This window comes from Kitasatospora sp. NPDC127111, from assembly GCF_042677465.1.
GTDB lineage: Bacteria > Actinomycetota > Actinomycetes > Streptomycetales > Streptomycetaceae > Kitasatospora.
Map to the genome: position 1 here is coordinate 24,011 of NZ_JBHXTG010000011.1, position 20,302 is coordinate 44,312.

At 71.8% G+C, this 20,302-nt stretch carries 21 protein-coding genes and 1 pseudogene; 17 read left to right on the forward strand and 5 right to left on the reverse strand.

The window, feature by feature from the left end:
* Positions 1 to 48: 48 nt before the first annotated feature.
* Positions 49 to 828, reverse strand: a complete 780-nt coding sequence (locus ACFVHB_RS09760; protein ID WP_380317850.1) for a GntR family transcriptional regulator — start codon at positions 826 to 828, stop codon at positions 49 to 51.
* Between the two features lie 337 nt (positions 829 to 1,165).
* Here ACFVHB_RS09760 and ACFVHB_RS09765 point away from each other — a divergent pair, with 337 nt between their 5' ends.
* The 10 genes from ACFVHB_RS09765 (at position 1,166) to ACFVHB_RS09810 (ending at position 9,878) form a co-directional block, all read left to right on the forward strand.
* Positions 1,166 to 1,969: an exodeoxyribonuclease III gene (locus ACFVHB_RS09765; RefSeq protein WP_380317853.1), complete on the forward strand. Its 804-nt coding sequence runs from the start codon at positions 1,166 to 1,168 to the stop codon at positions 1,967 to 1,969.
* A 593-nt stretch (positions 1,970 to 2,562) separates the two neighbouring features.
* Positions 2,563 to 3,237 carry a hypothetical protein gene (locus ACFVHB_RS09770; protein ID WP_380317856.1) on the forward strand — a complete coding sequence of 225 codons (675 nt, stop codon included), beginning with the start codon at positions 2,563 to 2,565 and terminating at the stop codon, positions 3,235 to 3,237.
* Positions 3,238 to 3,367: 130 nt separating this feature from the next.
* Positions 3,368 to 4,057 carry a response regulator transcription factor gene (locus ACFVHB_RS09775; protein ID WP_380317859.1) on the forward strand — a complete coding sequence of 230 codons (690 nt, stop codon included), beginning with the start codon at positions 3,368 to 3,370 and terminating at the stop codon, positions 4,055 to 4,057.
* Complete coding sequence (locus ACFVHB_RS09780; protein ID WP_380317862.1) at positions 4,054 to 5,409, forward strand: sensor histidine kinase; 1,356 nt, start codon at positions 4,054 to 4,056, stop codon at positions 5,407 to 5,409. Before ACFVHB_RS09775 ends, ACFVHB_RS09780 begins: the two co-directional genes overlap by 4 nt.
* Positions 5,410 to 5,509: 100 nt before the next feature.
* On the forward strand, positions 5,510 to 5,947 hold the full coding sequence (locus ACFVHB_RS09785) for a hypothetical protein (RefSeq protein WP_380317865.1): 438 nt from the start codon (positions 5,510 to 5,512) through the stop codon (positions 5,945 to 5,947).
* Positions 5,944 to 6,885, forward strand: coding sequence for an FAD:protein FMN transferase (locus ACFVHB_RS09790; RefSeq protein WP_380317868.1), 942 nt, complete (start codon positions 5,944 to 5,946; stop codon positions 6,883 to 6,885). The genes ACFVHB_RS09785 and ACFVHB_RS09790 overlap by 4 nt, the downstream gene beginning before the upstream one ends.
* Positions 6,882 to 7,574, forward strand: coding sequence for a ferric reductase-like transmembrane domain-containing protein (locus ACFVHB_RS09795; protein ID WP_380317870.1), 693 nt, complete (start codon positions 6,882 to 6,884; stop codon positions 7,572 to 7,574). Before ACFVHB_RS09790 ends, ACFVHB_RS09795 begins: the two co-directional genes overlap by 4 nt.
* Positions 7,571 to 8,860, forward strand: a complete 1,290-nt coding sequence (locus tag ACFVHB_RS09800; RefSeq protein ID WP_380317873.1) for an NADH-ubiquinone oxidoreductase-F iron-sulfur binding region domain-containing protein — start codon at positions 7,571 to 7,573, stop codon at positions 8,858 to 8,860. Before ACFVHB_RS09795 ends, ACFVHB_RS09800 begins: the two co-directional genes overlap by 4 nt.
* On the forward strand, positions 8,857 to 9,069 hold the full coding sequence (locus tag ACFVHB_RS09805) for a ferredoxin (RefSeq protein ID WP_380317876.1): 213 nt from the start codon (positions 8,857 to 8,859) through the stop codon (positions 9,067 to 9,069). The genes ACFVHB_RS09800 and ACFVHB_RS09805 overlap by 4 nt, the downstream gene beginning before the upstream one ends.
* A gap of 95 nt (positions 9,070 to 9,164) precedes the next feature.
* Positions 9,165 to 9,878: a VIT1/CCC1 transporter family protein gene (locus ACFVHB_RS09810; RefSeq protein ID WP_380317879.1), complete on the forward strand. Its 714-nt coding sequence runs from the start codon at positions 9,165 to 9,167 to the stop codon at positions 9,876 to 9,878.
* 328 nt (positions 9,879 to 10,206) lie between these two features.
* Here the strand turns inward: ACFVHB_RS09810 and ACFVHB_RS09815 are convergent, their stop codons facing one another.
* A complete protein-coding gene (locus ACFVHB_RS09815) occupies positions 10,207 to 12,465 on the reverse strand; it encodes a heavy metal translocating P-type ATPase (protein WP_380318244.1) in 2,259 nt (752 codons plus the stop codon).
* A gap of 592 nt (positions 12,466 to 13,057) precedes the next feature.
* Here ACFVHB_RS09815 and ACFVHB_RS09820 point away from each other — a divergent pair.
* The 3 genes from ACFVHB_RS09820 to ACFVHB_RS09830 all read left to right on the forward strand — a co-directional run bounded on the left by ACFVHB_RS09820 (position 13,058) and on the right by ACFVHB_RS09830 (position 15,226).
* Positions 13,058 to 13,906 (forward strand): universal stress protein, encoded by an 849-nt coding sequence (locus ACFVHB_RS09820; RefSeq protein WP_380317882.1) that lies wholly within the window; start codon positions 13,058 to 13,060, stop codon positions 13,904 to 13,906.
* 196 nt (positions 13,907 to 14,102) lie between these two features.
* A complete protein-coding gene (locus tag ACFVHB_RS09825; RefSeq protein ID WP_380317885.1) occupies positions 14,103 to 14,948 on the forward strand; it encodes a slipin family protein in 846 nt (281 codons plus the stop codon).
* Complete coding sequence (locus tag ACFVHB_RS09830) at positions 14,945 to 15,226, forward strand: dsRBD fold-containing protein (RefSeq protein WP_380317888.1); 282 nt, start codon at positions 14,945 to 14,947, stop codon at positions 15,224 to 15,226. Before ACFVHB_RS09825 ends, ACFVHB_RS09830 begins: the two co-directional genes overlap by 4 nt.
* Before the next feature lie 371 nt (positions 15,227 to 15,597).
* Here ACFVHB_RS09830 and ACFVHB_RS09835 read toward each other — a convergent pair whose 3' ends face one another.
* Positions 15,598 to 16,332: a TetR/AcrR family transcriptional regulator gene (locus ACFVHB_RS09835; RefSeq protein ID WP_380317891.1), complete on the reverse strand. Its 735-nt coding sequence runs from the start codon at positions 16,330 to 16,332 to the stop codon at positions 15,598 to 15,600.
* A gap of 90 nt (positions 16,333 to 16,422) precedes the next feature.
* Here ACFVHB_RS09835 and ACFVHB_RS09840 point away from each other — a divergent pair, with 90 nt between their 5' ends.
* The 3 genes and pseudogenes from ACFVHB_RS09840 (at position 16,423) to ACFVHB_RS09850 (ending at position 18,007) form a co-directional block, all read left to right on the forward strand.
* Positions 16,423 to 17,484, forward strand: a complete 1,062-nt coding sequence (locus ACFVHB_RS09840) for an amidohydrolase family protein (protein WP_380317894.1) — start codon at positions 16,423 to 16,425, stop codon at positions 17,482 to 17,484.
* 24 nt (positions 17,485 to 17,508) lie between these two features.
* Positions 17,509 to 17,595, forward strand: a pseudogene (locus ACFVHB_RS09845) (hypothetical protein); the annotation flags it as partial.
* A 22-nt stretch (positions 17,596 to 17,617) separates the two neighbouring features.
* The gene (locus ACFVHB_RS09850) at positions 17,618 to 18,007 is read left to right on the forward strand and encodes a Tn3 family transposase (protein ID WP_380317897.1); all 390 of its coding nucleotides are present in this window, start codon (positions 17,618 to 17,620) and stop codon (positions 18,005 to 18,007) included.
* A 369-nt stretch (positions 18,008 to 18,376) separates the two neighbouring features.
* On the opposite strand, the gene ACFVHB_RS09855 is transcribed toward ACFVHB_RS09850, so the two are convergent.
* Complete coding sequence (locus ACFVHB_RS09855) at positions 18,377 to 18,619, reverse strand: hypothetical protein (protein ID WP_380317899.1); 243 nt, start codon at positions 18,617 to 18,619, stop codon at positions 18,377 to 18,379.
* Positions 18,616 to 18,783 (reverse strand): hypothetical protein, encoded by a 168-nt coding sequence (locus ACFVHB_RS09860; RefSeq protein ID WP_380317902.1) that lies wholly within the window; start codon positions 18,781 to 18,783, stop codon positions 18,616 to 18,618. Before ACFVHB_RS09860 ends, ACFVHB_RS09855 begins: the two co-directional genes overlap by 4 nt.
* A gap of 637 nt (positions 18,784 to 19,420) precedes the next feature.
* Between ACFVHB_RS09860 and ACFVHB_RS09865 the strand changes: the two genes are divergently transcribed.
* Positions 19,421 to 19,831: a hypothetical protein gene (locus tag ACFVHB_RS09865; RefSeq protein ID WP_380317905.1), complete on the forward strand. Its 411-nt coding sequence runs from the start codon at positions 19,421 to 19,423 to the stop codon at positions 19,829 to 19,831.
* Positions 19,832 to 20,302: the final 471 nt, after the last annotated feature.

A 20,302-nucleotide genomic window follows, 5' to 3' on the forward strand; every position in this document is an offset into this window, starting at 1 on the left:
TGAGGGTGTTTCGGAAGGGGGTCTCGGGGATCGCTCCGGAACGAGCGTTCAGGAGGCGGTGCGGACCTCGGAGCCGGAGCCGGAGCCGACGGGGGTGACCTCGACCAGGCCGGTCTCACCGAAGGTGAGCTTGCACGTGTCGGCACGGTAGGTGGAGACGGCGACGGCCACCAGGCGGCCGGCGGAGGCGTACTGGGTGGTCATCACTAGTACGGGCGAGCCGGGCGGACGCTCCAGCAGGGCGGCCTCCTCGGCCTCGGCGACACCGAGCTCGACCGAGCGGGACTCGCCGTCGACCTCCAGGCGCTCCAGCTGGCGCAGCACCGAACGGGCGCGGTCGCTCTCGGCGCGGAAGCCCGGCAGGTGCGGCAGCGCGGAGGCGGGCACGTGCAGCGACTCGGTGGCCATGTTCTGGCCCTGGACCAGCCGGACCCGGCGGACGGTGTGCACGGTGGCGCCCTCGGCGATGCCCAGGGCCTTGGCGAGCCGGTCGGAGGCGGGGGCGGTGGTGCAGTCGACCGTGCGCCAGGCCTGGCTGCGGCTGGTGCCGGGCCAGCCCTCCTCGTGCCGGTTGACCGGGACGCCGACCCGCGGGGCGGCGATCAGGGTGCCGATGCCACGGCGGCGGACCAGCCGGCCCTCCAGCTCCAGCTGGTCGAGCGCCTGGCGCAGGGTGGCCCGGGCCACGCCGAAGCGGGCGGCGAGCTCGCGCTCGTTGGGCAGGACCTGGCCGGTGGAGAACTCCGAGTCGATCGCCCGGAGCAGCACCGTGCGCAGGTGCCAGTACTTCGGCTCCGGCACTGCCGAGAGCTCCCCTGTCTTCCCCACCGTGGCCTCCACCCTGTTTTGTCCGCCCTGCCGAAAGGAGGCGGATGCGGGCCCGCTGTCCGCTGTTGCGGCAGGTGGGAGAGCGGGCTTTTATCCGTCCTTCTTTATTAAAGGTCTTTGCAGTAAGTGACCCTAGGGGCTGCCTCCGGAGATGGTCAAGACCAATGGCGGGGCTCGGTGCGCCTGCCGCGCGGATTCATGCCGCGTTCACGACACTCGACTCCTCGGCACCTCGACGTCCCGGTGCCGGACACCCACCCGACCCACTCCCCGCCCCACCCCCGCACTCGGCCGCGTCGCGGCCCTGACCTGCGGCGGCGCTCGGTAGGCTGCCCGGGTGATTGTGGTGACGAGTGTCAACGTGAACGGGATCCGGGCAGCCGCCAAGAAGGGCTTCATCGAATGGCTGGCCGGCACGGAGGCGGACGTGATCTGCCTGCAGGAGGTCCGCTCCGAGCCCGGGCAGCTGCCCGTGGAGCTGCGCGACCTGGAGGGCTGGCACGCCGTCTGGGCACCCTCGGCCGTCAGGGGCCGGGCGGGCGTCGCGGTGCTGTCCCGACAGGAACCCGAGCGCACGGTGGTCGGATTCGAGTCGGCGGAATTCGACAATTCGGGCAGGTACGTCGAAATCGACCTTCCGGGGCTGACCGTGGCCAGCCTCTACCTCCCCTCCGGCGAAGTCGGCACCGAACGCCAGGAGGAGAAGGAGCGCTTCATGGCGGAGTTCCTCGTCCACCTCGGCGCCCTGCGCGCCCGGGCCGCCGCCGACGGCCGCGAGGTCGTGGTCTGCGGCGACTGGAACATCGCCCACCGCCCGGAGGACCTCAAGAACTGGAAGGCCAACCAGAAGTCCGCCGGCTTCCTCCCCGAGGAGCGCGCTTGGCTCACCCGCGTCTACGAGGAGGCCGGCTACGTCGACGTCGTCCGCGCCCTCCACCCCGACCGCACCGGCCCCTACACCTGGTGGTCCTACCGCGGCCGCGCCTTCGACAACGACTCCGGTTGGCGAATCGACATGCATTGTACAACGCCCGGCATCGCCACCCGGGCCACGGAGGCCTATGTGGAGCGACCGGCCTCCCACGCCGAACGCTGGTCCGACCACGCCCCTGTGACGGTGCATTACGACCACAAGTTCTGACTCCGGCCGGGTCAGCCGAGCTGCTTCGCTCCATGGGCCGGCAGCTCGGCTGGTACAAACCCGACCGCCGCCCCTCGCGGCCATTGCCGCGCACGGACACTGGCGACCGCCCTCACCTCCAACTCCGGAGACCTGGCTCTTCATCTGCGGACCCACGGTCGGGGCAGCCAGGGCCTGAGTAGACAAGACGCCCTGTCAGGGTTGGCGCCTGGACGACGAGCGCCACCGGCGCCCCGAGAGTCCCCATCAGCTGGTGGTCCGACCGAATCGGCGCAACTACCTGATCACCGTCGGCATGCTCCTGCAAGGCCCGCGGCCATCGCCCTCGTCGTGATCGACGACACCTTCGTCTGAGCGCTCACCGAGGTTCTGCTCGGTGCCGACACCGCCGCCGTCTGCCCGAGGCATCGCGGCGGCCCGCCCCGACGTCGCCCGTCCGTCGGACGCGCACCTGAACCGGTTCTTAGGAGGCGATCGGGCACACTCCTCCCCATGGGCGGCCCGTCGACGGCCGGATGTGCACGATGTTCAGCTCGAAGGGCGGATCGGTGTCCGGAATCAGCACGGTGGATACCGCAGGCGGCATACCGGCGGTGGAATCCGGCCCGGAGGGGAACAGACGACTGGCCGCGCTGGTCGGCGCGGTCCTCCTGGTGCTGTTCGCCGCCCAGGGCGTGACGGTCCTCTTCCTCGATTCCATGCTCACCTGGCACTTCGTCATCGGACTCGCGCTCATTGGGCCGGTCGCTGTCAAGGTGGCCGTCACCGGGTACCGCTTCGTGCGCTACTACACGGGGTCGTCGGCCTACCGCCGCCAGGGACCGCCCGCGCCCCTGCTGCGGCTCGTCGCCCCGCTGCTCGTCGCCCTCACCGTCGCGGTGCTGGCCACCGGCTGCGCGCTGGCGCTGGGCGGACGGGATGCCGGCGGGCTCCCGATGCTGTTCCTGCACAAGGCGAGTTTCGTCTGCTGGGCGGCGGTCATGGGTGTGCACGTGCTGGCCCACGTCTGGCGACTGCCCCGGCTGGTCGGCGCGGAGCTGCCGGGCCGCCGGCCGGCCCGACACGCGGCAGGCGTGGTCCGGGGACGCGGGTGGCGCTGGTTGCTGCTGCTGCTCTCGCTGTCCACCGGTACCGTCCTGGCACTCTCCGGACCGGCCCTGGCATCCCACTGGACCGACCAGAGACCCCAGCACGCCCTCCAGTCACCGGACGGGCACCACCGCGCGCCCGTCCCGGCCATCACCCACACCCCCGAGCCGCGGCGCTGAGTGCCCTCCGGCCAGGCCGCACCACGGCTTACTGCGGGACTGTTCGGCCCAAGCGGCTCGGCCCCGCGCCAGGCACCATGGCGGTGAGCGGTGACCCGACCGCGGGCCGACCCGACAACGAACGAGCGAGATGAGTACGGTGGCGGAACCCGATTCCCTGACGGTGCTCGTGGTGGAGGACGACCCGGTGATCGCGGACTCCCTGGTGAGGGGGCTGCGGCAGGCCGGATACCGTGCGGACAGCGTCGACACCGGCCGTGCCGCCCTGGCAGCGCCCGCGCCCGACGTCCTTCTTCTCGACCTCGGCCTGCCGGACATCGACGGCGTCGAGGTGTGCCGGCGGATCCACCAGCGGTCGGACGCGGCGATCATCGCCGTCACTGCACGCGGAGAGGAGGCCGACCGGGTCCTGGCCCTGGACGAGGGCGCCGACGACTACCTGGTGAAGCCCTTCGGACTGGCCGAACTGCTGGCCCGGCTGCGCGCGGTGCTGCGCCGCACCCGCCCCTCGGAGCAGGAGCCGGTGCGGCACGGCCCGCTCACGGTCGACCGCCGCACCCGCCGGGTGACCGTGAGCGGCCGGCAAGTCGCCCTCACCCCGAAGGAGTTCGACATCCTGGCCTGTCTCGCCGCCGACCCGGGCCGGGTGGTCACCCGCCAGGAGATCCTGGAGAGCGCTTGGGACGCACACTGGTACGGACCGACGAAGGTGGTGGACGTCCACGTCGCCGCGCTGCGCCGAAAGCTCGCCGTCCCCGGGCTGATCGAAACCGCCTACGGACGAGGCTTCCGACTCGCCGACGTCGCGGGGACGCCGTGACCCGCCGGATCGTGCTGGCGCTGCTCGCGCTGACCGTCGTCGTGGTCGCCGCGGCGGCGGTGCCGCTCGGGCTGTCCATCACCGAGCGCGAACACCTCGCCTTCCGCGACAAGGCCCAGGCCGCGGCCCGGGTGATCGCCTCCTCTACTGAGGAGTACCTGTCCGACCACGAGCCCGCTACCGCGATGAACGCCGACCTCGCCGAAGCTGCGAGGGCCGGCGACTGCGCGGCCGTGTTCGACGCGCGCGGCCGGCTGGTGGCCTCCACACCCTGCCCGATCACCCGGTCCGGCGAGGCCGGGGACCTGGTCAACGAGACGCTGACAGGGCACGAACCGGAGCCGCCCGAGACCGAGGGGCGATTGCTGGCCGCAGAGCCCGTCGGGACGTTCCGGCAACCCGCCGGCGCCGTCGTCCTGTCCCGGTCCACCGCTCCACTGGACACCAGGATCACCGTCGCCTGGGCCTGGATCAGTCTGGTCGCCGTGGGCGGTGTCGCGGCCGCCGCTCTGGTGTCGGTCCGGCTCGCCCGCTGGGTCGGACGCCCGCTAACCACCCTGGACACCGCCGCGCAGCACCTCGGCGAAGGTCGCCTGGGCGAGCGCGCCACGGTGTCCGGCGCCCCGCCGGAGATCCGCCGCCTCGCCACCACGTTCAACACCATGGCCGCCCGCATGGAGGCACTGATCCATGGCCACCAGGCCGTCGTCGCCGATGTCTCGCACCAGCTGCGCACTCCGCTGGCGGCCCTGCGGCTGCGCCTGGATCTGCTGGCCACCGCCACGCCGGACGGGGCTCCGGAGCTGCTGGCCTCCGCCCAGGAAGAGGTGGCTCGCCTCTCGCGTCTGGTCGACGGGCTGCTCGCGGTTGCACGGGCCGAACAGGCCGTGCCGAGACCCGTTCCGGTACGCGTGAACGAGGTCGCCATCGACCGCGTGGCGGCCTGGGAGCCGATCGCGCAGGAACGCGGGATCCACCTCACCAGCCACTGCCAGGACAGCTCTCCGGTCGCGCTGGGACCGGACCACCTGGAACAGGTCCTGGACAACCTGCTGGCCAACGCCCTGGACGCCGTCGCCGACGGCGGCGCGGTCACCCTCGACAGCGCCCTGGGCCCGGACACCGTCCGGCTGAGGGTCGTGGACGACGGCCCCGGCATGACCCTTGAGGCGCGGGAGCAGGCATTCCGCCGCTTCGGCAATCCCAAGGCCCGCGGCAGCGGTCTCGGCCTCGCGATCGTGCACCGGCTCATCACCGCCAACGGCGGCAGCATCGCTCTCGAGGACACGCCTGGCGGCGGCCTCACCGCCGTCCTCGATCTGCCGACGTGGCACGACCGCCGAACGCCGTGATCTTTACCGGTTCCAGGCAGATCGTGAGCAGGTCCCACAGACGCCCAAGCGCATCGTGGTCAGTGGAAGCACTTGAGCCGGACCACGAGGAGCGCCCGCCATGGCCGACCTCCCCAACCCACCCGAACCGGACGGGCCCACGCGCCGCGACCACGGGATACGACGGGTCTCCACCGCCACCCGCTGGACGGTCGCGGCCGCTGCCGCCGGGTCCGCCGCCCTCGGCCTCACCTACGCCAACCTCACACCCGGCACCTCCGGCGCTCCCGCACCGGCCCAGGGCACGCCGCCCACTGCCGTCGCCTGCACGCAGCAGCCCGCCGCGCCCGCCCCTGCCACCACGACCGACGCGCCGACGCGCGGCGGCAGGGCACAGGAAGACGGCGAAGACGACGAGGAGCGCGCCGTCCCGGCTGCGGCACCTGCGCCCAGCACCGCCACGCCACAGCCCACGGTCACCTGCACGCCCCTCACCCCTCCCGCACAGGCCCCGGCCCCCACCCAGCAGGCGCCGCAGACCCGGACCGGTGCGTCATGAACCGCCACCACGTCCACGGCGCGGTCACCTCCTTCCCCGCCCTCGGCACCACCGCCACCCTGCTCACCACCGACCAGCAGGTGCTGACGGAGGCCGAGCGGATCCTGATGGACGAACTCGCCGCCATCGACCACACCTGCAGCCGCTTCCGCCCCGACTCCGAACTCAGCCGCATCAACGCCACCGCCGGCACCGTGACGAGCGTCAGCGAGCTGTTCGCCGAGGCATTGGAGGTCGCGCTGCGCGCCGCCGGACTGACCGGCGGGGCCGTCGACCCGACTGTGGGCCGGGCCGTGATCGCCCTCGGCTACGACCGCACCTTCACCGCCCTCCGGCCCCAGGACGCCGCACCACTGCCCACGGCACGTCCCGCCACCGGCTGGCAGAACATCGACTGGCACCCGGACACCCGCCGACTCCTGCTGCCACCAGGCACCGCCCTGGACCTCGGCGCGACCGCCAAAGCCCTGGCCGCCGACCGCGCCGCCCACCGCACCGCCGAGACCACCGGCAGCGGAGTCCTGGTCAACCTCGGCGGCGACCTCGCCACCGCCGGCCACGCCCCCGACGGCGGCTGGACAGTCGGTGTGGCCGACGACCACGCCGCCACCGGCCCCGGCCCGGTCGTCACCGTCGCCTCCGGCGCCCTGGCGACCTCCGGCACCGGGGTGCGCACCTGGCGCCGCGCCGGCCGACCGGTCCACCACATCGTCGACCCCACCACCGGCCGCTCCACCGAGCCGTACTGGCGCACCGCCACCGTCGCCGCCGACACCTGCGTGGACGCCAACACCGCCACCACCGCCGCGATCGTGCTCGGCGAAGCCGCCACAGCCTGGCTCGAGCGTGCCGGGCTGCCCGCCCGTCTGGTCGGCCTCGACGGCACCGTCACCCGCCTCGGCGGCTGGCCCCATGACCGGGCAGGAGGACCGAGATGACCACCACGACCACCCTCGCCGCCAGCCCGCTCTGGTACGCCAGCCGCGCCGGCGGCACCATCGCGCTACTCCTGCTCACCACGACCGTCGCCCTCGGCATCGCTGTCGGCGGCAAAACCGCACCCCACCGCGTCGGCCGGTTCGAGATCGGCCTGCTCCACCGCAACCTCGCCGTCCTCAGCCTCGCCTTCCTCGCCCTCCACATCGCCACCACCGTCATCGACCCCTACGCCCACCTCACCTGGGCCGACGCCGTCCTGCCGTTCGGCGCCGCCTACCGGCCGCTGTGGCTCGGGCTCGGCACCGTCGCCCTCGACCTGCTGCTCGCAGTCGCGATCACCAGCGCCCTGCGCCTGCGCATCGGCCGAAGGACGTGGAAAGCCGTGCACTGGCTGGCGTACGCGGCCTGGCCGATCGGCCTGTTCCACGCCGCAGGCACTGGCACCGACACCCGCATGCCGCTCCAGCTATGGCTCTACGCCACCTGCCTGGCGACGGTGGCCGCTGCCACGGGATGGCGACTCCACCGGGCCGGCCCCGGCCACCGCGCCGCCAGGCTGGGCGCCGCCCTCCTCGTCGCGGCCGTACCCGTGCTGGCCACCGCGTTTCTGGCCACCGGCCCCCTGCAGCCCGGCTGGTCCCAGCGCGCGGCCATCCACACCCTCACCGCCTTGGAAGGTGCCCGGTGATCCCCGCGCCGCTTCGATCACTCGACCATGGGGATACCATCCCGCGGCTGCTGGACACCCCGCACACCATCGGCACGTCGGTTGGCCTGGCCGAGCACCTTCAGCGCCACGGGCCTGTTCCCCGGCTCGGGCCCAGGTTGATCGAGGCCACCGAGGCAGCCGGGCTGACCGGCCGTGGCGGAGCCGAATTCCCCACCGCGCGCAAGCTCCGTGCCGTCGCCGAAGGCCGCCGCCGGGCCGTGGTCGTCGCCAACGGCATGGAGAGCGAACCGCTCAGCCGCAAGGACCAGACCCTCCTCACCATCACTCCGCATCTCGTCCTGGACGGGGCGGTCCTGGCCGCCGAAGCCGTCGGCGCCGACCGCATCCACCTGTGCGTGCCAGTCACCCGCACCGCCCAGCTGCATACCCTCGCCGCCGCTGTCGCCGAACGCCGCAGCGCACAGCTCGACACCGTCCCGAGGCTGGTGGAGGCGGTGCCGCACGGCTACGTGACAAGCGAGTCCACCGCCCTGGTCCACTGGCTGAACGGCGGCCCCGCCCGCCCGACCGGCTCTCGGCCCCGTACCCACGAGAAAGGCGTCCGCGGACGGCCCACTCTGGTTCAGAACGTCGAAACCCTCGCCCACCTCGCCCTGATCGCCCGCCACGGACCCCACTGGTTCCGTCAGGCCGGCACCGCCGCCTCCCCTGGCACCACGCTGATCACCGTCACCGGAGACGTGCGCCACCCAGGCGTCCTCGAGACCGAACCCGGCACCCCGGTCAGCACGCTCCTCCAGCAAGCCGGCGGCACCGACCAACCGCTCCAGGCCGTCCTGCTCGGGGGCTTCGCCGGCACCTGGCTGACCACCCCGAAGGCCCTCGACCTGCCCTTCAGCCGCGAGGGCCTCACCCCGCACGCCGCCCCCGGCGCCGGCATCATCGCCGCGCTCTCGCACGACGCCTGCCCAGTCGCCGAGACCGCACGGATCCTCGCCTACCTCGCCGCCAACGGCGCCCGGCAGTGCGGGCCCTGCCGCTTCGGCCTGCCTGCCGTCGCGGACGACTTCACCGCCCTCGCCGACGGCCACGCCACCCTCGGGCTGCTCGACCGCCTGCACAGGCGGATCGGCCTCCTGCCCGGACGCGGAGCCTGTCGCCACCCCGACGGCACCGCCCGCCTCGCAGCGAGCGCCCTCATCGCCTTCGAAGCCGACGTCGACCACCACCTGACCCACGGCCCCTGCGGCCGGCCCACCGGCCTGCCCGTACCGGCCCCGACCCGAACGGAGTACTGGACGTGACCGGCACCGACTCGGTGGTCCTGAGTATCGACCGGATCGCGTGCACCGGTCACGGGCTGTGCGCCGAACTCCTCCCCGAACTCGTCAGCCTCGACGAATGGGGCTACCCCGTCCAGCACGCCGCGACCGTCCCGCCCGGCCTGCGGGGCCACGCCCGGCGCGCCGTCCGCGGCTGCCCGCGCCTCGCCCTACGCGCCGACTCGCAGTGACCGACCGCTCCGATCCCGAACGGCCACCCCGAGGCGACAGCCGACCGGCTCCCCACGAAACTGATCTTGAAGAGCGGACAGGAGCACTCGACCCGATGACCTTCTTCCACATGCTCAGCCCTCACCAGGAGAGCCACGCCGCCGGCCGTGCCGGGTGGCTGCGGGCCGCCGTCCTCGGCGCCAACGACGGCCTGGTCTCCATCGCCAGCCTGATGGTGGGCCTGGCCGCCAGCGGCGTGAACACCTCCACGGTGGTCACCGGCGGCCTGGCAGGCCTGTCCGCCGGTGCCATGTCGATGGCCGCGGGCGAGTACGTCTCCGTCAGCTCCCAGGTCGACGTCGAGACAGCCGACCGCGCCAAGGAGTCCCGCGAGCTCGCCGAAGCCCCCGAAGCCGAACTCGACGAGCTCACCGCCATCTATGAGAGCCGAGGCGTGCCGGGCGACCTCGCCCGCCAGGTCGCCGAAGCCCTGCACGAGGCCGACCCTCTCCAAGCCCACCTGCGCGACGAACTCGGCCACAGTGAGCACACCGCAGCCAGGCCTCTGCAAGCCGCGCTCGCCTCCGCCGGCAGCTTCCTGGTCGGCGGCTCGGTGCCCTTCCTCGGTCTCCTCGCCGGATCCGCCACCGCCCGCCTGTGGCTCATCATTGCCGTCACCCTCTGCGGCCTTGCCCTGGCCGGACTTCTCGCCGCCCGAGCCGCCGGCACCACCGTCCTGCGCCCGGCGATACGCGTCGTCATCGGCGGCGGGCTCGCCATGGCCATTACCGCAGCGGTCGGCCAGCTCGCGCACGTCTCCGGGGTATGAGCCGACCGACCCAGATCGCTCCGGACGGCCTCGGCTGTCACCTGTCGACGACGCTCGGATGAACCATGTCCACCCTGAAGACCTGGGCAGGACGAAGTCCCGGGCCCTCCTTTGCCCCGCTGTTCCGAACGGCCCCGCGCCCTGGCCCATCCACTGCGCCACTCACCACGGTGGCGGGCGGGCTTCACCGGCCTGCTACTCGGCTCCGTGAGCCAGGCTCTACTGCACCACGCCCATCGTCCTGTGCCGTCGTCCGTGCCAAGGAGTAAGCGAACTCGTCGAACGGTAACGAGTCACCGAGCGGCCAGGCCTGCCGCGCGAACGGCCTTCAGGGAATGAGAGAGAAGTAGCTCTCTTCTTCCTGCTGGAAGTGCAGGCGCAGGACGGCGTGGAGTCCGTACAGGCAGGCGGTGAGGTCGTCGATCTGCTCCGGGCGCAGGTGGCCTTCCTCGTCGGCAAGGTGGAGGTGGGTGGTGATACGGCGGGCGAGGCGATCGATCTCGGTGTGGGCGCGGCTCATGGTCTCGGTGGCTTCGGGGCCGCCGAGACGTCGGGTCAGGGCGGGGTAGAGCTGGTGTTCCTCGGCGTGTTCGTGCGGGAGCAGCCGCTCGGTGAGGAGGCGGTCGATCTCGCGGACGGCGGCCAGGGCGCGTGGACCGTGCTCGGTGGTGAGCAGCCCGGCCGCTTCGCGGATGACGTCGAGGGTGTCACGCAGGTCGTCGTGCTCGGCGGCGAAGCGGTGGAGGAGGTCCTCGGTGTCGGGTTCGATCGGGGGCCGCACGCCACGGGCGGGCAGCAGGGCGCGCAGGGCGTTGAGGATGACGACGACGTCGATGGCCTCCTGGAGGAGGGCGCCGACGGCCGGAGGCAACAGGCCGAACAGGGCGGCGACCATCGCGAGCAGCGACAGGGCCATACCTCCCGCAGCGCTCTGGACGGCGATGCGGCGTGCCCGGGTGGCGATCTCCATGGCGTCGGAGAGGCGGTCCACGCGGTCGGTGGTGAGGACGATGTCGGCAGCTTCGGAGGAGGCGCTGGAGCCTCGTGCGCCCATGGCAGCGCCGATGTCGGCGGCGGCGAGCGCGGGGGCGTCGTTGACGCCGTCGCCGACCATGAGGGTGACCGTGCGGGCGGATTCGGCGCGGACCGCGGCGACCTTGTCGGCGGGTGACTGCTCGGAGCGGACTTCGTCCAGGCCCAGGACGGCCCCGACCTCGCGGGCGGGTTCGGGGCGGTCGCCGGTGAGCATGACCAGCCGGGTCAGTCCGGCCTCGCGCAGCCGTTGCACGGTGTGCGGGGCGTCGAGCCGCAGCGGGTCGCGCAGCAGGACGGCTCCGGCGAGGGCGCCGTCGACGCTGAGCCAGGCGATGGCGGCGCCGTCGAGGATGGCGCGGTTGTCGACGGCCCGCGCCCAGGCGGGGAGGTCCGCCGGCGCGAGGTCGGTCTTTCCGACGGTGAGGTGGTGGCCGTCGACGGTTCCGGTTGGTCCGCGTCCGGGCTCCTCCGTGCTGTCCCGTGGGAGCGAGAGGGCGAGTTCGCGGGTGCGCGCCTCGTGGACGATGGCCTGGGCGAGGACGTGGGTGGACATCTGGTCGAGTGAGGCCGCCAGACGCAGCACCTCGGTCGGGGACCGGCCGGGGGCGGCGGCGACTTCGAGGACGCGGGGGCGGCCGGCGGTGAGGGTGCCGGTCTTGTCGATCACCAGGGTGCGGGCCCGGCCCAGGTTCTCCAGTGCCACGCCGTCGCGGACGATGACACCGCGCCGTGCGGCGCGCGACAGACCCGAGACGATGGCGACCGGTGCGGCCAGCAGCAGCGGGCAGGGGGTCGCGACCACCAGGACGGCCACGGCACGCGTGGCGGAGCCGCTCAGCAACCAGGCCAGACCGGCGAGCGCAAGGGACAGCGGCAGGAACCAGGCCGCGTACCGCTCGGCGAGACGCACCGTGGGGGCCCGCTGCGCGCCGGCCTGCTCGGCGAGGCGGACGATCTCCGCGTAGGTGCTGTCCTCGGCGGTGGCGGTCGCAGTGATTTCGAAGACGCCGCCGGCGTTGACGACGCCGCTGCGCACGGCGTCCTCGATGCCGCGCTCCACCTGTTCGGACTCGCCGGTGAGGACGGACTCGTCGAGTACGGCAATACCGTCGCTGACCCGGCCGTCCACGGGGACCACGTCGCCGGGCCCGACGACGAGCACGTCGCCGACGGCGGCCTCGGTCAGCGGGACGACGGTCACCTCTTGGCCCCTTCGGCGCCGGGCGGAGCGCGGCGCGTGTTCCAGGAGGGCGCGCAGGTCGTGCGAGGCCCGGCGTTCGGCGGCGGCGTCCAGCGCGCGTCCGGTGGCCAGCATCAGGGCGATCAGGGCGCCCGCCAGGAACTCGCCAACCGCCAGGGTGCCGACCAGGGCCAGGACCGCGATCAGATCAACGCCGGCCCGCCCCTTGCGCAGCGCGACCACCACCCAGGCCACCGCCGGAACGATGGCCAGCACGGTGCCGACGGCCCAGCACAGGTCGGCGACGCTCTGGCTGCCGGCAAGCCAGGCGATCCCCCCGACTACCAGCGCTGCGGCGGTTGCCACGAGCAGACCCGGCTCCAGCCATCGGCGGGCGCGCGCCGCCGTCGACCGGACCCGGTCACGGTCGGCAGCCAGGCTCTCCGCATCAGCCACGACAGCCTCCAGCCTCCTCGGTAGCGTCCAACGCAGCCGCAACGGCGACCCTGGACCTCCATCCCACCGCAGGACCAGCCTCGCCAACAGGGCCCCCCGGTCCACATCGCCTCCCCTCCACGGTCCACTCCGGCGAGGGATGCGACCACCTCGATGCGGCTGATGCCCAGCCCCCTGTCACCCGGCCCCTGCTGCGCAAACAACGGCAAGAGCCCACCCTCCCGGACGTCCTCGGGCCAGTGACCCCGTGCGCCGCGGAACCTGTCAGCGTGATCCTGCCTGGCACCAGGGAGAGGGCCATGGTGCGGTGGGTGGGGCGCAGGGCCTGGACGCGTGCGAGGAGTACCGTCCCACCGGGATCCACGAAAGCTCACCGACGGCGGCGGCGCACTGGGTCCGGTCGGGGCCGGTGCGCCCCTCGATCAGGGCCGACCGGCACAGGTGTCGATGGCGTGGGTCAAGTGAGACTGAGAGCGGACCCGCTGTCCAAAGCCTCTCGGAGGACATCGTGAACGGTCTGATCACCGTCGGATACGACGGATCGTCCGAAAGCATCGCCGCCGCACAGTGGGCCGCGCGCGAGGCCGAACTCCGGGGAATGCGCCTGGAACTGCTCCTGGCCTGGCCGTGGACCGCCGATCATGTGCTCGGCACCCCGGACGCCGTGGCCGAGAGCCGAAGGCAGCTCGGCCGGCAGGAGGCCGAACTGCGCACCCGGCTGTCGGCCGTCGACGTGACCGCCGTCCATCGGTCCGGCACGGCCCGGAACGCACTTGTCTCGGCGGGCGAACACTCATCGATGCTGGTTCTGGGGTCCCGCGGCCTGGGCACGCTCCACGGCTTCCTCGTCGGATCGGTCAGCCGGCACGTCCTCGGCCGGGCCCACTGCCCGATCGTCCTCGTCCGAGCCGCGAAGGAAACGCAGCGGTCCGCCGGCGAGGTCGTCCTCGGACTGGACCTCGACCACCGGTGCGATGCGGTGGTCCACTTCGCGTTCGAGTCCGCCGCCCTGCGCGCGGTGCCGTTGCGGGTGGTCCACGCCTGGCAGCCGCCGATGGGCAGCGACCTGGCCCCAGCACTGACCGCGAGCATCAACAGGGAGCTGTCGACCGAGGCGATGCAGCTCTTCACCGACGTGCTGACGCCCTGGCGGGAGAAGTACCCCGACGTCGAGGTGGTGGCATCCCTGCTGCGCGGCAGCACTGCCGCGACGCTCGTCGAGGCCGCGAGCCGCCCGGATCTTCTGGTCGTCGGCCGCCGCAGCCGCGCCGGGGTTCTCGGGCCGCACCTGGGCCCGGTCGCGCAGGCGGCGGTCCACCACGTCCAAAGCCCGCTCGCGGTGGTCCCCTACGGCTGATGCGCCGCCCTTCCGTAACAGCTGGGACGGGGCGAGAACGCCCAGAGCCGTCCGGCGCCGGACGGCGGTGGCCGCCTCCGCGGCTCCCGCGGACTGCATCCGACCGCCGCTTCGCGTTGGGCCGTACGGCCCATGTCGGACGGACAGACCTCGTTCACCCTGGAGGTGCGGGCTCCGGTGGAAGAGGGTGATTCCCGTGGCGAACCTGGGTGTCGCGATCGTTCGGCACTACGAACGCGGGGTGGTGTTCCGACTGGGGCGGCTGCGTGGGGTGCGCGATCCCGGGATCCGGTTCATGATCCCGCTGGCGGACCGGATGGCGAAGGTCACTCTGCGGACAGTGACCATGCCGATCCCGTCCCAGCAGGTCATCACCCGGGACAACGTCTCCATCGGCGTCGCGGCAGTCGCCTACTTCCGCCGGGTGGACCCGGTGAAGTCGATCGTCGAGATCGAGGACGTGTCCAGCGCGATCGGGCAGATCGCCCAGACCACCGTCCGCAATGTGGTCGGCCGGTCCCTCCTGGACCAGGTGCTCACCGACACCGAGACCCTCAACGAGCAGATCAAGGAGATCCTCGACGGCCTCACCCAGCAGTGGGGCGTCCTCGTCCTGGTGGTCGAGCTGAAGGACATCGAACTCCCCCAGAGCATGCAGCGGGCGATGGCCCGGCAGGCCGAGGCCGAACGCGAGAAGCGCGCCAAGATCATCGCAGCTGAGGGCGAGGCCCTCAGCGCCGGACGCCTCGCCGAGGCCGCTGACGTCATCTCCGACCACCCGATCGCCCTGCAACTGCGCAACCTGCAGATCCTCGCCGAAATCGCCGCCGAGAAGAACTCCACCATCGTCTTCCCCGCCCAGTTCCTGGAGAGCGCCCGGGCGCTCACCCGCTTCGTCGACCAGGAGAGCCGGTCCGCGACGACCGCACCGGCGGTCACTGCGCCGACCCGCCCCGACGGCGGTCAGGTCCCGAAACCCGACTGGCCCATCCCCCAGGACGAGACCCTCACCAATCCCCTGAAAGGACAGGTCTGGACATGAACGATCAGACGGCACGCGCACCGATGCGCACCAAGACGTGGACCCTGCGCCTGGATCTCTTCGAGGAGGGCGACCTCACCCGGGTCCACGCCGTCCTCGGCACCGGCGACAACCGGCTCGAGAGCCGCACCGACGCCCACCGCAACCCGCACGACCCCCCGGTGCCGGAGATCGGCGACGAATACGCGGCTGGTCGCGCCCTGGTCGACCTCGGGAACCAGCTGCTCCGCGCCGGCACGAGCGACGCCGACGCCAACGAACCACGGCTGCACGGCTGACTGCCGCGGCTCCGACCGGCGCCCCGTCCGCTCCCTCGCGGCCCTCGGGCGCGGACACGGGCACGGTCCTCCTCGCGGACCTGCTGGTCTGCGGAGCGCTTCCGGTGGACAAGGCCGGCACCGGTCGGCACGCCAGGAACAACACTCCGCCATCGATCGCCTCGCCATGACCCCGTGAGTCGGCCGGATCTCTGCGGCCGACTGGGCTCGGATCTCGCCGCCGCCCTGCGAGCCATACAGCCACGGGGCTCTGCAGAAAGGCTGCGGACTCCCGTCGCCGAGTGATCGGGAACCTCCGCAGTGACCTCGATACAGACATGAAGCCCGCCGAAGAGCCTCACCCCGGCGAGAGCGCACGAACCGCCGACGCCTCAACCGTCGGCGACGAGGCGACCCAGCCACTCCTTCAGCAGATGTTGCTCCGCGCTGCTCAGGGTCGTCTGTTCGGGCAGCGCCGCGCGCAAGGCGCGGGCGGCACCCGCCGGGCCCGCGTCCTGCACGGACGGCCGTTGATTGGTCACGGCGGCGACCATGGACTCTCGCAGAGTGGTCAGCAGGGCCGGAGTGCGCAGGTGCTCCGGCAGGGACAGCCAGGTGAGCACCGCGCCGCGCGCTGTGGCATGGATGATCTGGGCCGCGAGTTCCTCGTCGACGCGGAGCCAGCCGCTGGCGGCGAGGCGCCGGATTCGGCCCATCAGGATCTCGATGCCGGCCTTGAAGGCGGCCGAGGTGGCCCTCGTGGGCTCGCTGTACATCAGTGTGTACAGCGCGGGATTGGCCAGGCCGAACTCGACCGCGACGTCCCAGCCGGCCCTCAGGTCCTCGACGGGGTCCTGCGGGTCGGGGTCGACGTGCTTGGTGACGAGAAACGCGGCGAAGCCGTGCTCGGCCACCGCATCGAGCAGTCCGTCCTTGTCGCCGAACAGCCGGTAGATGGCCGGCGGCTGAAGGCCCGCCGCCTCAGCGACCGCGCGGGTGGTGACCGCCTCGCGCCCGCCTCGGGTCAGCAGGTCGATGGTCGCCTCGATGACCCGCTGCCGGGTCTGTTCGCGGCCGATGGGCGCAGCGTCGGAGGCGCTGCTCCCGCCGGATGGACGTAGTGACATGGATCAACGATATCGCGTGAACGGTTCCGTCGTTAGTATCAATGATACGCTCATTGTGATTCCACTGGAAACAAGCATGGGGAGCACTGCATGTCCGACCGACTGCGGATCATCGCGCTGGAAGAGCACGTCGCCCTGCCCGCGATCATGGAGGCATGGTCGCGGGCAGGGGTGCCGGAGCTGCCGAACCTGGGGTTCGGCGACAGCCCCGTCGCCCGCCGACTGCGCGACACAGCGGAGACGAGGCTTGCGCACATGGACGACCAGGGGGTGGACGTGGCGGTGCTGTCGATCTCCTCGCCGGGCGTGCAGAACCTGCCCGACGCGGATGCGGTCGCCGCGGCCCGCGACACCAACGACCAGCTCGCGGCGATCGTGGCCGGTAACCCCGACCGGTTCCAGGCGTTCGCGGCGATCCCGACACAGTCGCCGTCGGCCGCGGCCGCGGAGCTGGAGCGGGCGGTCACCGAGCTGGGCTTCCCCGGCGCCATGCTCTACGGGCGCACCGGATCCAAGCTCGCCGACGACCCCGAGTACGACGAGCTGTACGCCGCTGCGGAGGCACTGCAGGTCCCCCTCCACTTCCATCCGCAGATGCCCGTGCAGGCGGTGATGGACGCCTACTACTCCAACTTCGGCCCCATCGGGACCGCGCTGGCAGGGCCTGCGATCGGCTGGTACTACGACCTGGGCGTGCAGTACCTGCGAATGATCTTCTCCGGTGTCTTCGACCGGTACCCCGATCTCCAGGTGATTGCCGGCCACTGGGGAGAGGTCGTGCTCTTCTATCTCGACCACACCGGGTTCTTCGCCGACGCCGGTGGCCTGGCTCGCCCGCTCGCCGACTACTTCAAGCAGAATTTCTGGGTCGCCGGCAGCGGCACCGTCAGCCCCCGCTACCTCCGCTGGACAGCCGAAGTCGTGGGGACCGAACGGATGCTGTACTCCACTGACTATCCCTTCACTTATGGGTTCCGCCCTGGCGGATTCCCCTTTGTGGACACCAGCGCCGGTGTCGCCCGGTCCTTCCTGGAGAACGCCCCCTTCACCGACGAGCAGAAGGCCGACATCGCGCACCGCAACTGGGAACACCTCATGTCCCGCGCCACAAACCACACCCGGCGACCTCGGCAAGGCCAGTCACACGCCTGACCATGCCTTGCCGTCACCCACTTCATCCCCTGCGGGGTGTGGGAGGCGGTGTACATCATCGAGGCGCTGCTGAAGAACGAATCGGAGCTGCGGCCGACCACGAACCACGCGGACGCCCAGGGCCGGAGACCCGGTGTTCAGCCTCGCCCGCCTGCTGGGGTTCGAGCTGACGACGGCCGCGACCACAAAGGTCGAGGCGTACAACGGGTTCTCCGAGTGGGTGCGTTTCGGCAACCGGGGCGTCATCACCGACAATGGCCCCGTCGAACAGGAGAAGACGGCCAAGTTCAACGCCCTGCTCAGCAGCTGCCTGATCTTCCGCAACCCTGGACATCGCCCGGGCGGTGCGCGAGCTGCACGCCGGGGGTTGGAAAGTGGAGCCCGAGGACCTGTCCAAGGTCTCGCCCTACCCGACCGAGAAGATCATGCGGTTCGGCGAGTACTCCACCCACGAGCTCGCCCCGGCGCCGGAGGCGTACGAGCCGCACCTGGACGTCGACTTCACCGTGCTCGGCGACGATGAGGCGGCAATCGTCCGAGCGAGGCGGCGGACCGTCCGTCCGCCGCCTCGCCGGCCCGGCGATCAGGGGCGCCTACGGGGCCAGCTCGCGCAGGACGGCCGAGGCGAGTGCCGCGTCGAATGCGCCGCTCCGGTGAGGTCGGCGACAGTGATGGCACCGTCCGGCCGTTCGAGAGGTCTTTCGAGCAGGAGGCCGAGGGGTGTGTCGCTGGTGTCGGTGGCGGCCCCGGCGCACACGGCGTGGCCGAAGTCGCCGTGGTCGAGGCACTGCTGGTGATCGTCGGTGGCGATCAGTGCCGCGCGGGTGAAGAGTGGCCTGGGGCAGTTCGTTCATCGCCAGGTAGAGGGCATCCTCGGCGCCGGCGGAGCAGATCACGTCGGCCGTGTCCGCCCGCTCGTACGTCCCGGCGATCGCCTGGCGCAGGGCCGGGTCGCGTAGGTCTCGGTGTAGCCCCGCGGCAGGTTCTCGAACTCGGCGCGGTCCCCATCGTCGGCCAGGGCGAGCAGCTCGCTCAGGGTCATGGCCTGCGCGTCGGAGGCGGTCAGATGGTGGCGCGCGGCGAACTCCCACCAGGAGAAGTAGGTTTCCAGGCGGAAGTCGGGCAGGCGGGTCATGATATGACGTCCTTGGTGCCGGGGGTTCGGAGTTCGGCCAGCAGGCCGTAGAGGGTGGATCGGGAGACCCGCAGGGCGGCGACGACGGGGGTGGCGCGGCGCACGGCGAAGACCTTGTCCTCGTCCTGCCGGGCCAGGACGGCCAGGCGCTCTGCGCGGGTCATTCGCTCGACGGGGCGGCCGCTCTCGCGCACCACGCGCCGACGATGTGCTGGACGCGCTCGCTCCAGTCATGCTCGAACAGCGGCTCCGGCCGTCGGCGAGCAGTTGCTCGTAGGGGCCGAACACGTCCTGCGCGGATGACTCCAGCGCGTCGAGCTCGCCCAGCAGGGATGAGCTCCCCCGGACCGCGGGAGCTCATCGGATTCCAGATCGCCAGGATGCGGTCGGTGTCCGGGTCGTGCAGGACGACCTCGGCGTACGGGCCGAGCAGCAGCGCGACAGCCCGGCCCACGGGCGCCCACAGCCGGACCCGGTGATCTGCGCTTTCTTCGCCAGTCTCCTCCGCGGGTTGGACCATATGTCCATATTGGACGAAGAGTCCAAGCCAGTACTCGCTCGGTTGGCACCGAAGCCCCGGTACCCGGAGGTGATCGCCTTGGTCCGGAGACGCGTTGAACAGCAAGAACGTCCACGGCAGGTGACCGCGGGCGAGAACTTCGGAACCACGACCACTTGATCAAAGCGTGACACCGCTGGCCGCCGGCGGCCGCGAACACGAGCGGGACTCCCCCGCCGAACGAATGCGGGAGACCTCGCACTGGCAGAACCTGGGAGAGGAGCGAACCTCGGAGGATCACGATGACCGGTGCCAGTGGCTCACGGGAACCGAGCGCGATGGTGCACATGTCGATCTCCGGTGCACCACCGGTGGCGAACGTGGTCGCCGACACCGTGGGGCAGTCGTTCAGGCTGATCACCGTCCCTGGCCCTGGCACAGCGGGGGCCTATGTCTCACCCGCCGATCAGGTGGTCCGCACCCGCTGGCAGGTGGACACGTCGACACCGGTCGAAGAAGCCGCCGCACGGCTGGTTGCCCTCGCAGATGCCGGTGCCGGCCCGGTGAAAGTGGAGCTCAGCGGTCGAGCCGAAGCCGTCGTCAAGGTCGATGCGCTGATCCGCGCCCGTTTCCGTGCAGGACCGCCGACGGGGATTTCGCAAGCGTTCGAAGTGTGGCCCGGGAGTCCGCCACACGCCACAGGCCAGCCGTGACCGAAGTAGCACGCACCTGGCGAAGCGTCACGCCCTGCCGCCACCGCACAGGCTCGCCGGGCCCGGTCACCCGGTTCACACCGAGCGGCATTCGGCCTGACGTTCCTGCCGTGACCGGACGAGTCGACGACGGCTCATCCCCCGGGCCGTGCGAGCCGCCACCCCGTTCGAAGCGATCGCCGCTTGCCGCCTCAGGTGCCGTCCACAGCTCCGGGGACCGCGGCCCTACAACCACAACGAAGTCGCACGCCGCCGTCTGCCAGACCCGCCGCCGCTCCTTCATCCCTCGTCACTGATCGCGCCTCACAGCAGTGCCGTGCAGGCAGACGGAAACCTGCAAGGTGGGCTCCCTTCGCCGGCATTGTCCGGATCAGGTGATGGAGGTCGCCTTCCGGTCTCGCAGACCTTCCAGCCTCTCAGCCCGACCGTCGACAAACGCCCCGCGCGGAGCCTCCGCCCATCGCCCGGGGC

Excerpts from the sequence above, each read along its gene's own strand:
- ACFVHB_RS09795 (WP_380317870.1), top strand. The coding sequence starts at position 6,882 with ATGACCACCACGACCACCCTCGCCGCCAGCCCGCTCTGGTACGCCAGC.
- ACFVHB_RS09830 (WP_380317888.1), top strand. The coding sequence starts at position 14,945 with ATGAACGATCAGACGGCACGCGCACCGATGCGCACCAAGACGTGGACC.
- ACFVHB_RS09775 (WP_380317859.1), top strand. The coding sequence starts at position 3,368 with ATGAGTACGGTGGCGGAACCCGATTCCCTGACGGTGCTCGTGGTGGAG.
- ACFVHB_RS09785 (WP_380317865.1), top strand. The coding sequence starts at position 5,510 with ATGGCCGACCTCCCCAACCCACCCGAACCGGACGGGCCCACGCGCCGC.
- ACFVHB_RS09865 (WP_380317905.1), top strand. The coding sequence starts at position 19,421 with ATGACCGGTGCCAGTGGCTCACGGGAACCGAGCGCGATGGTGCACATG.
- ACFVHB_RS09790 (WP_380317868.1), top strand. The coding sequence starts at position 5,944 with ATGAACCGCCACCACGTCCACGGCGCGGTCACCTCCTTCCCCGCCCTC.
- ACFVHB_RS09860 (WP_380317902.1), bottom strand. The coding sequence starts at position 18,783 with ATGACCCGCGCAGAGCGCCTGGCCGTCCTGGCCCGGCAGGACGAGGAC.
- ACFVHB_RS09835 (WP_380317891.1), bottom strand. The coding sequence starts at position 16,332 with ATGTCACTACGTCCATCCGGCGGGAGCAGCGCCTCCGACGCTGCGCCC.
- ACFVHB_RS09855 (WP_380317899.1), bottom strand. The coding sequence starts at position 18,619 with ATGACCCGCCTGCCCGACTTCCGCCTGGAAACCTACTTCTCCTGGTGG.
- ACFVHB_RS09840 (WP_380317894.1), top strand. The coding sequence starts at position 16,423 with ATGTCCGACCGACTGCGGATCATCGCGCTGGAAGAGCACGTCGCCCTG.
- ACFVHB_RS09810 (WP_380317879.1), top strand. The coding sequence starts at position 9,165 with ATGACCTTCTTCCACATGCTCAGCCCTCACCAGGAGAGCCACGCCGCC.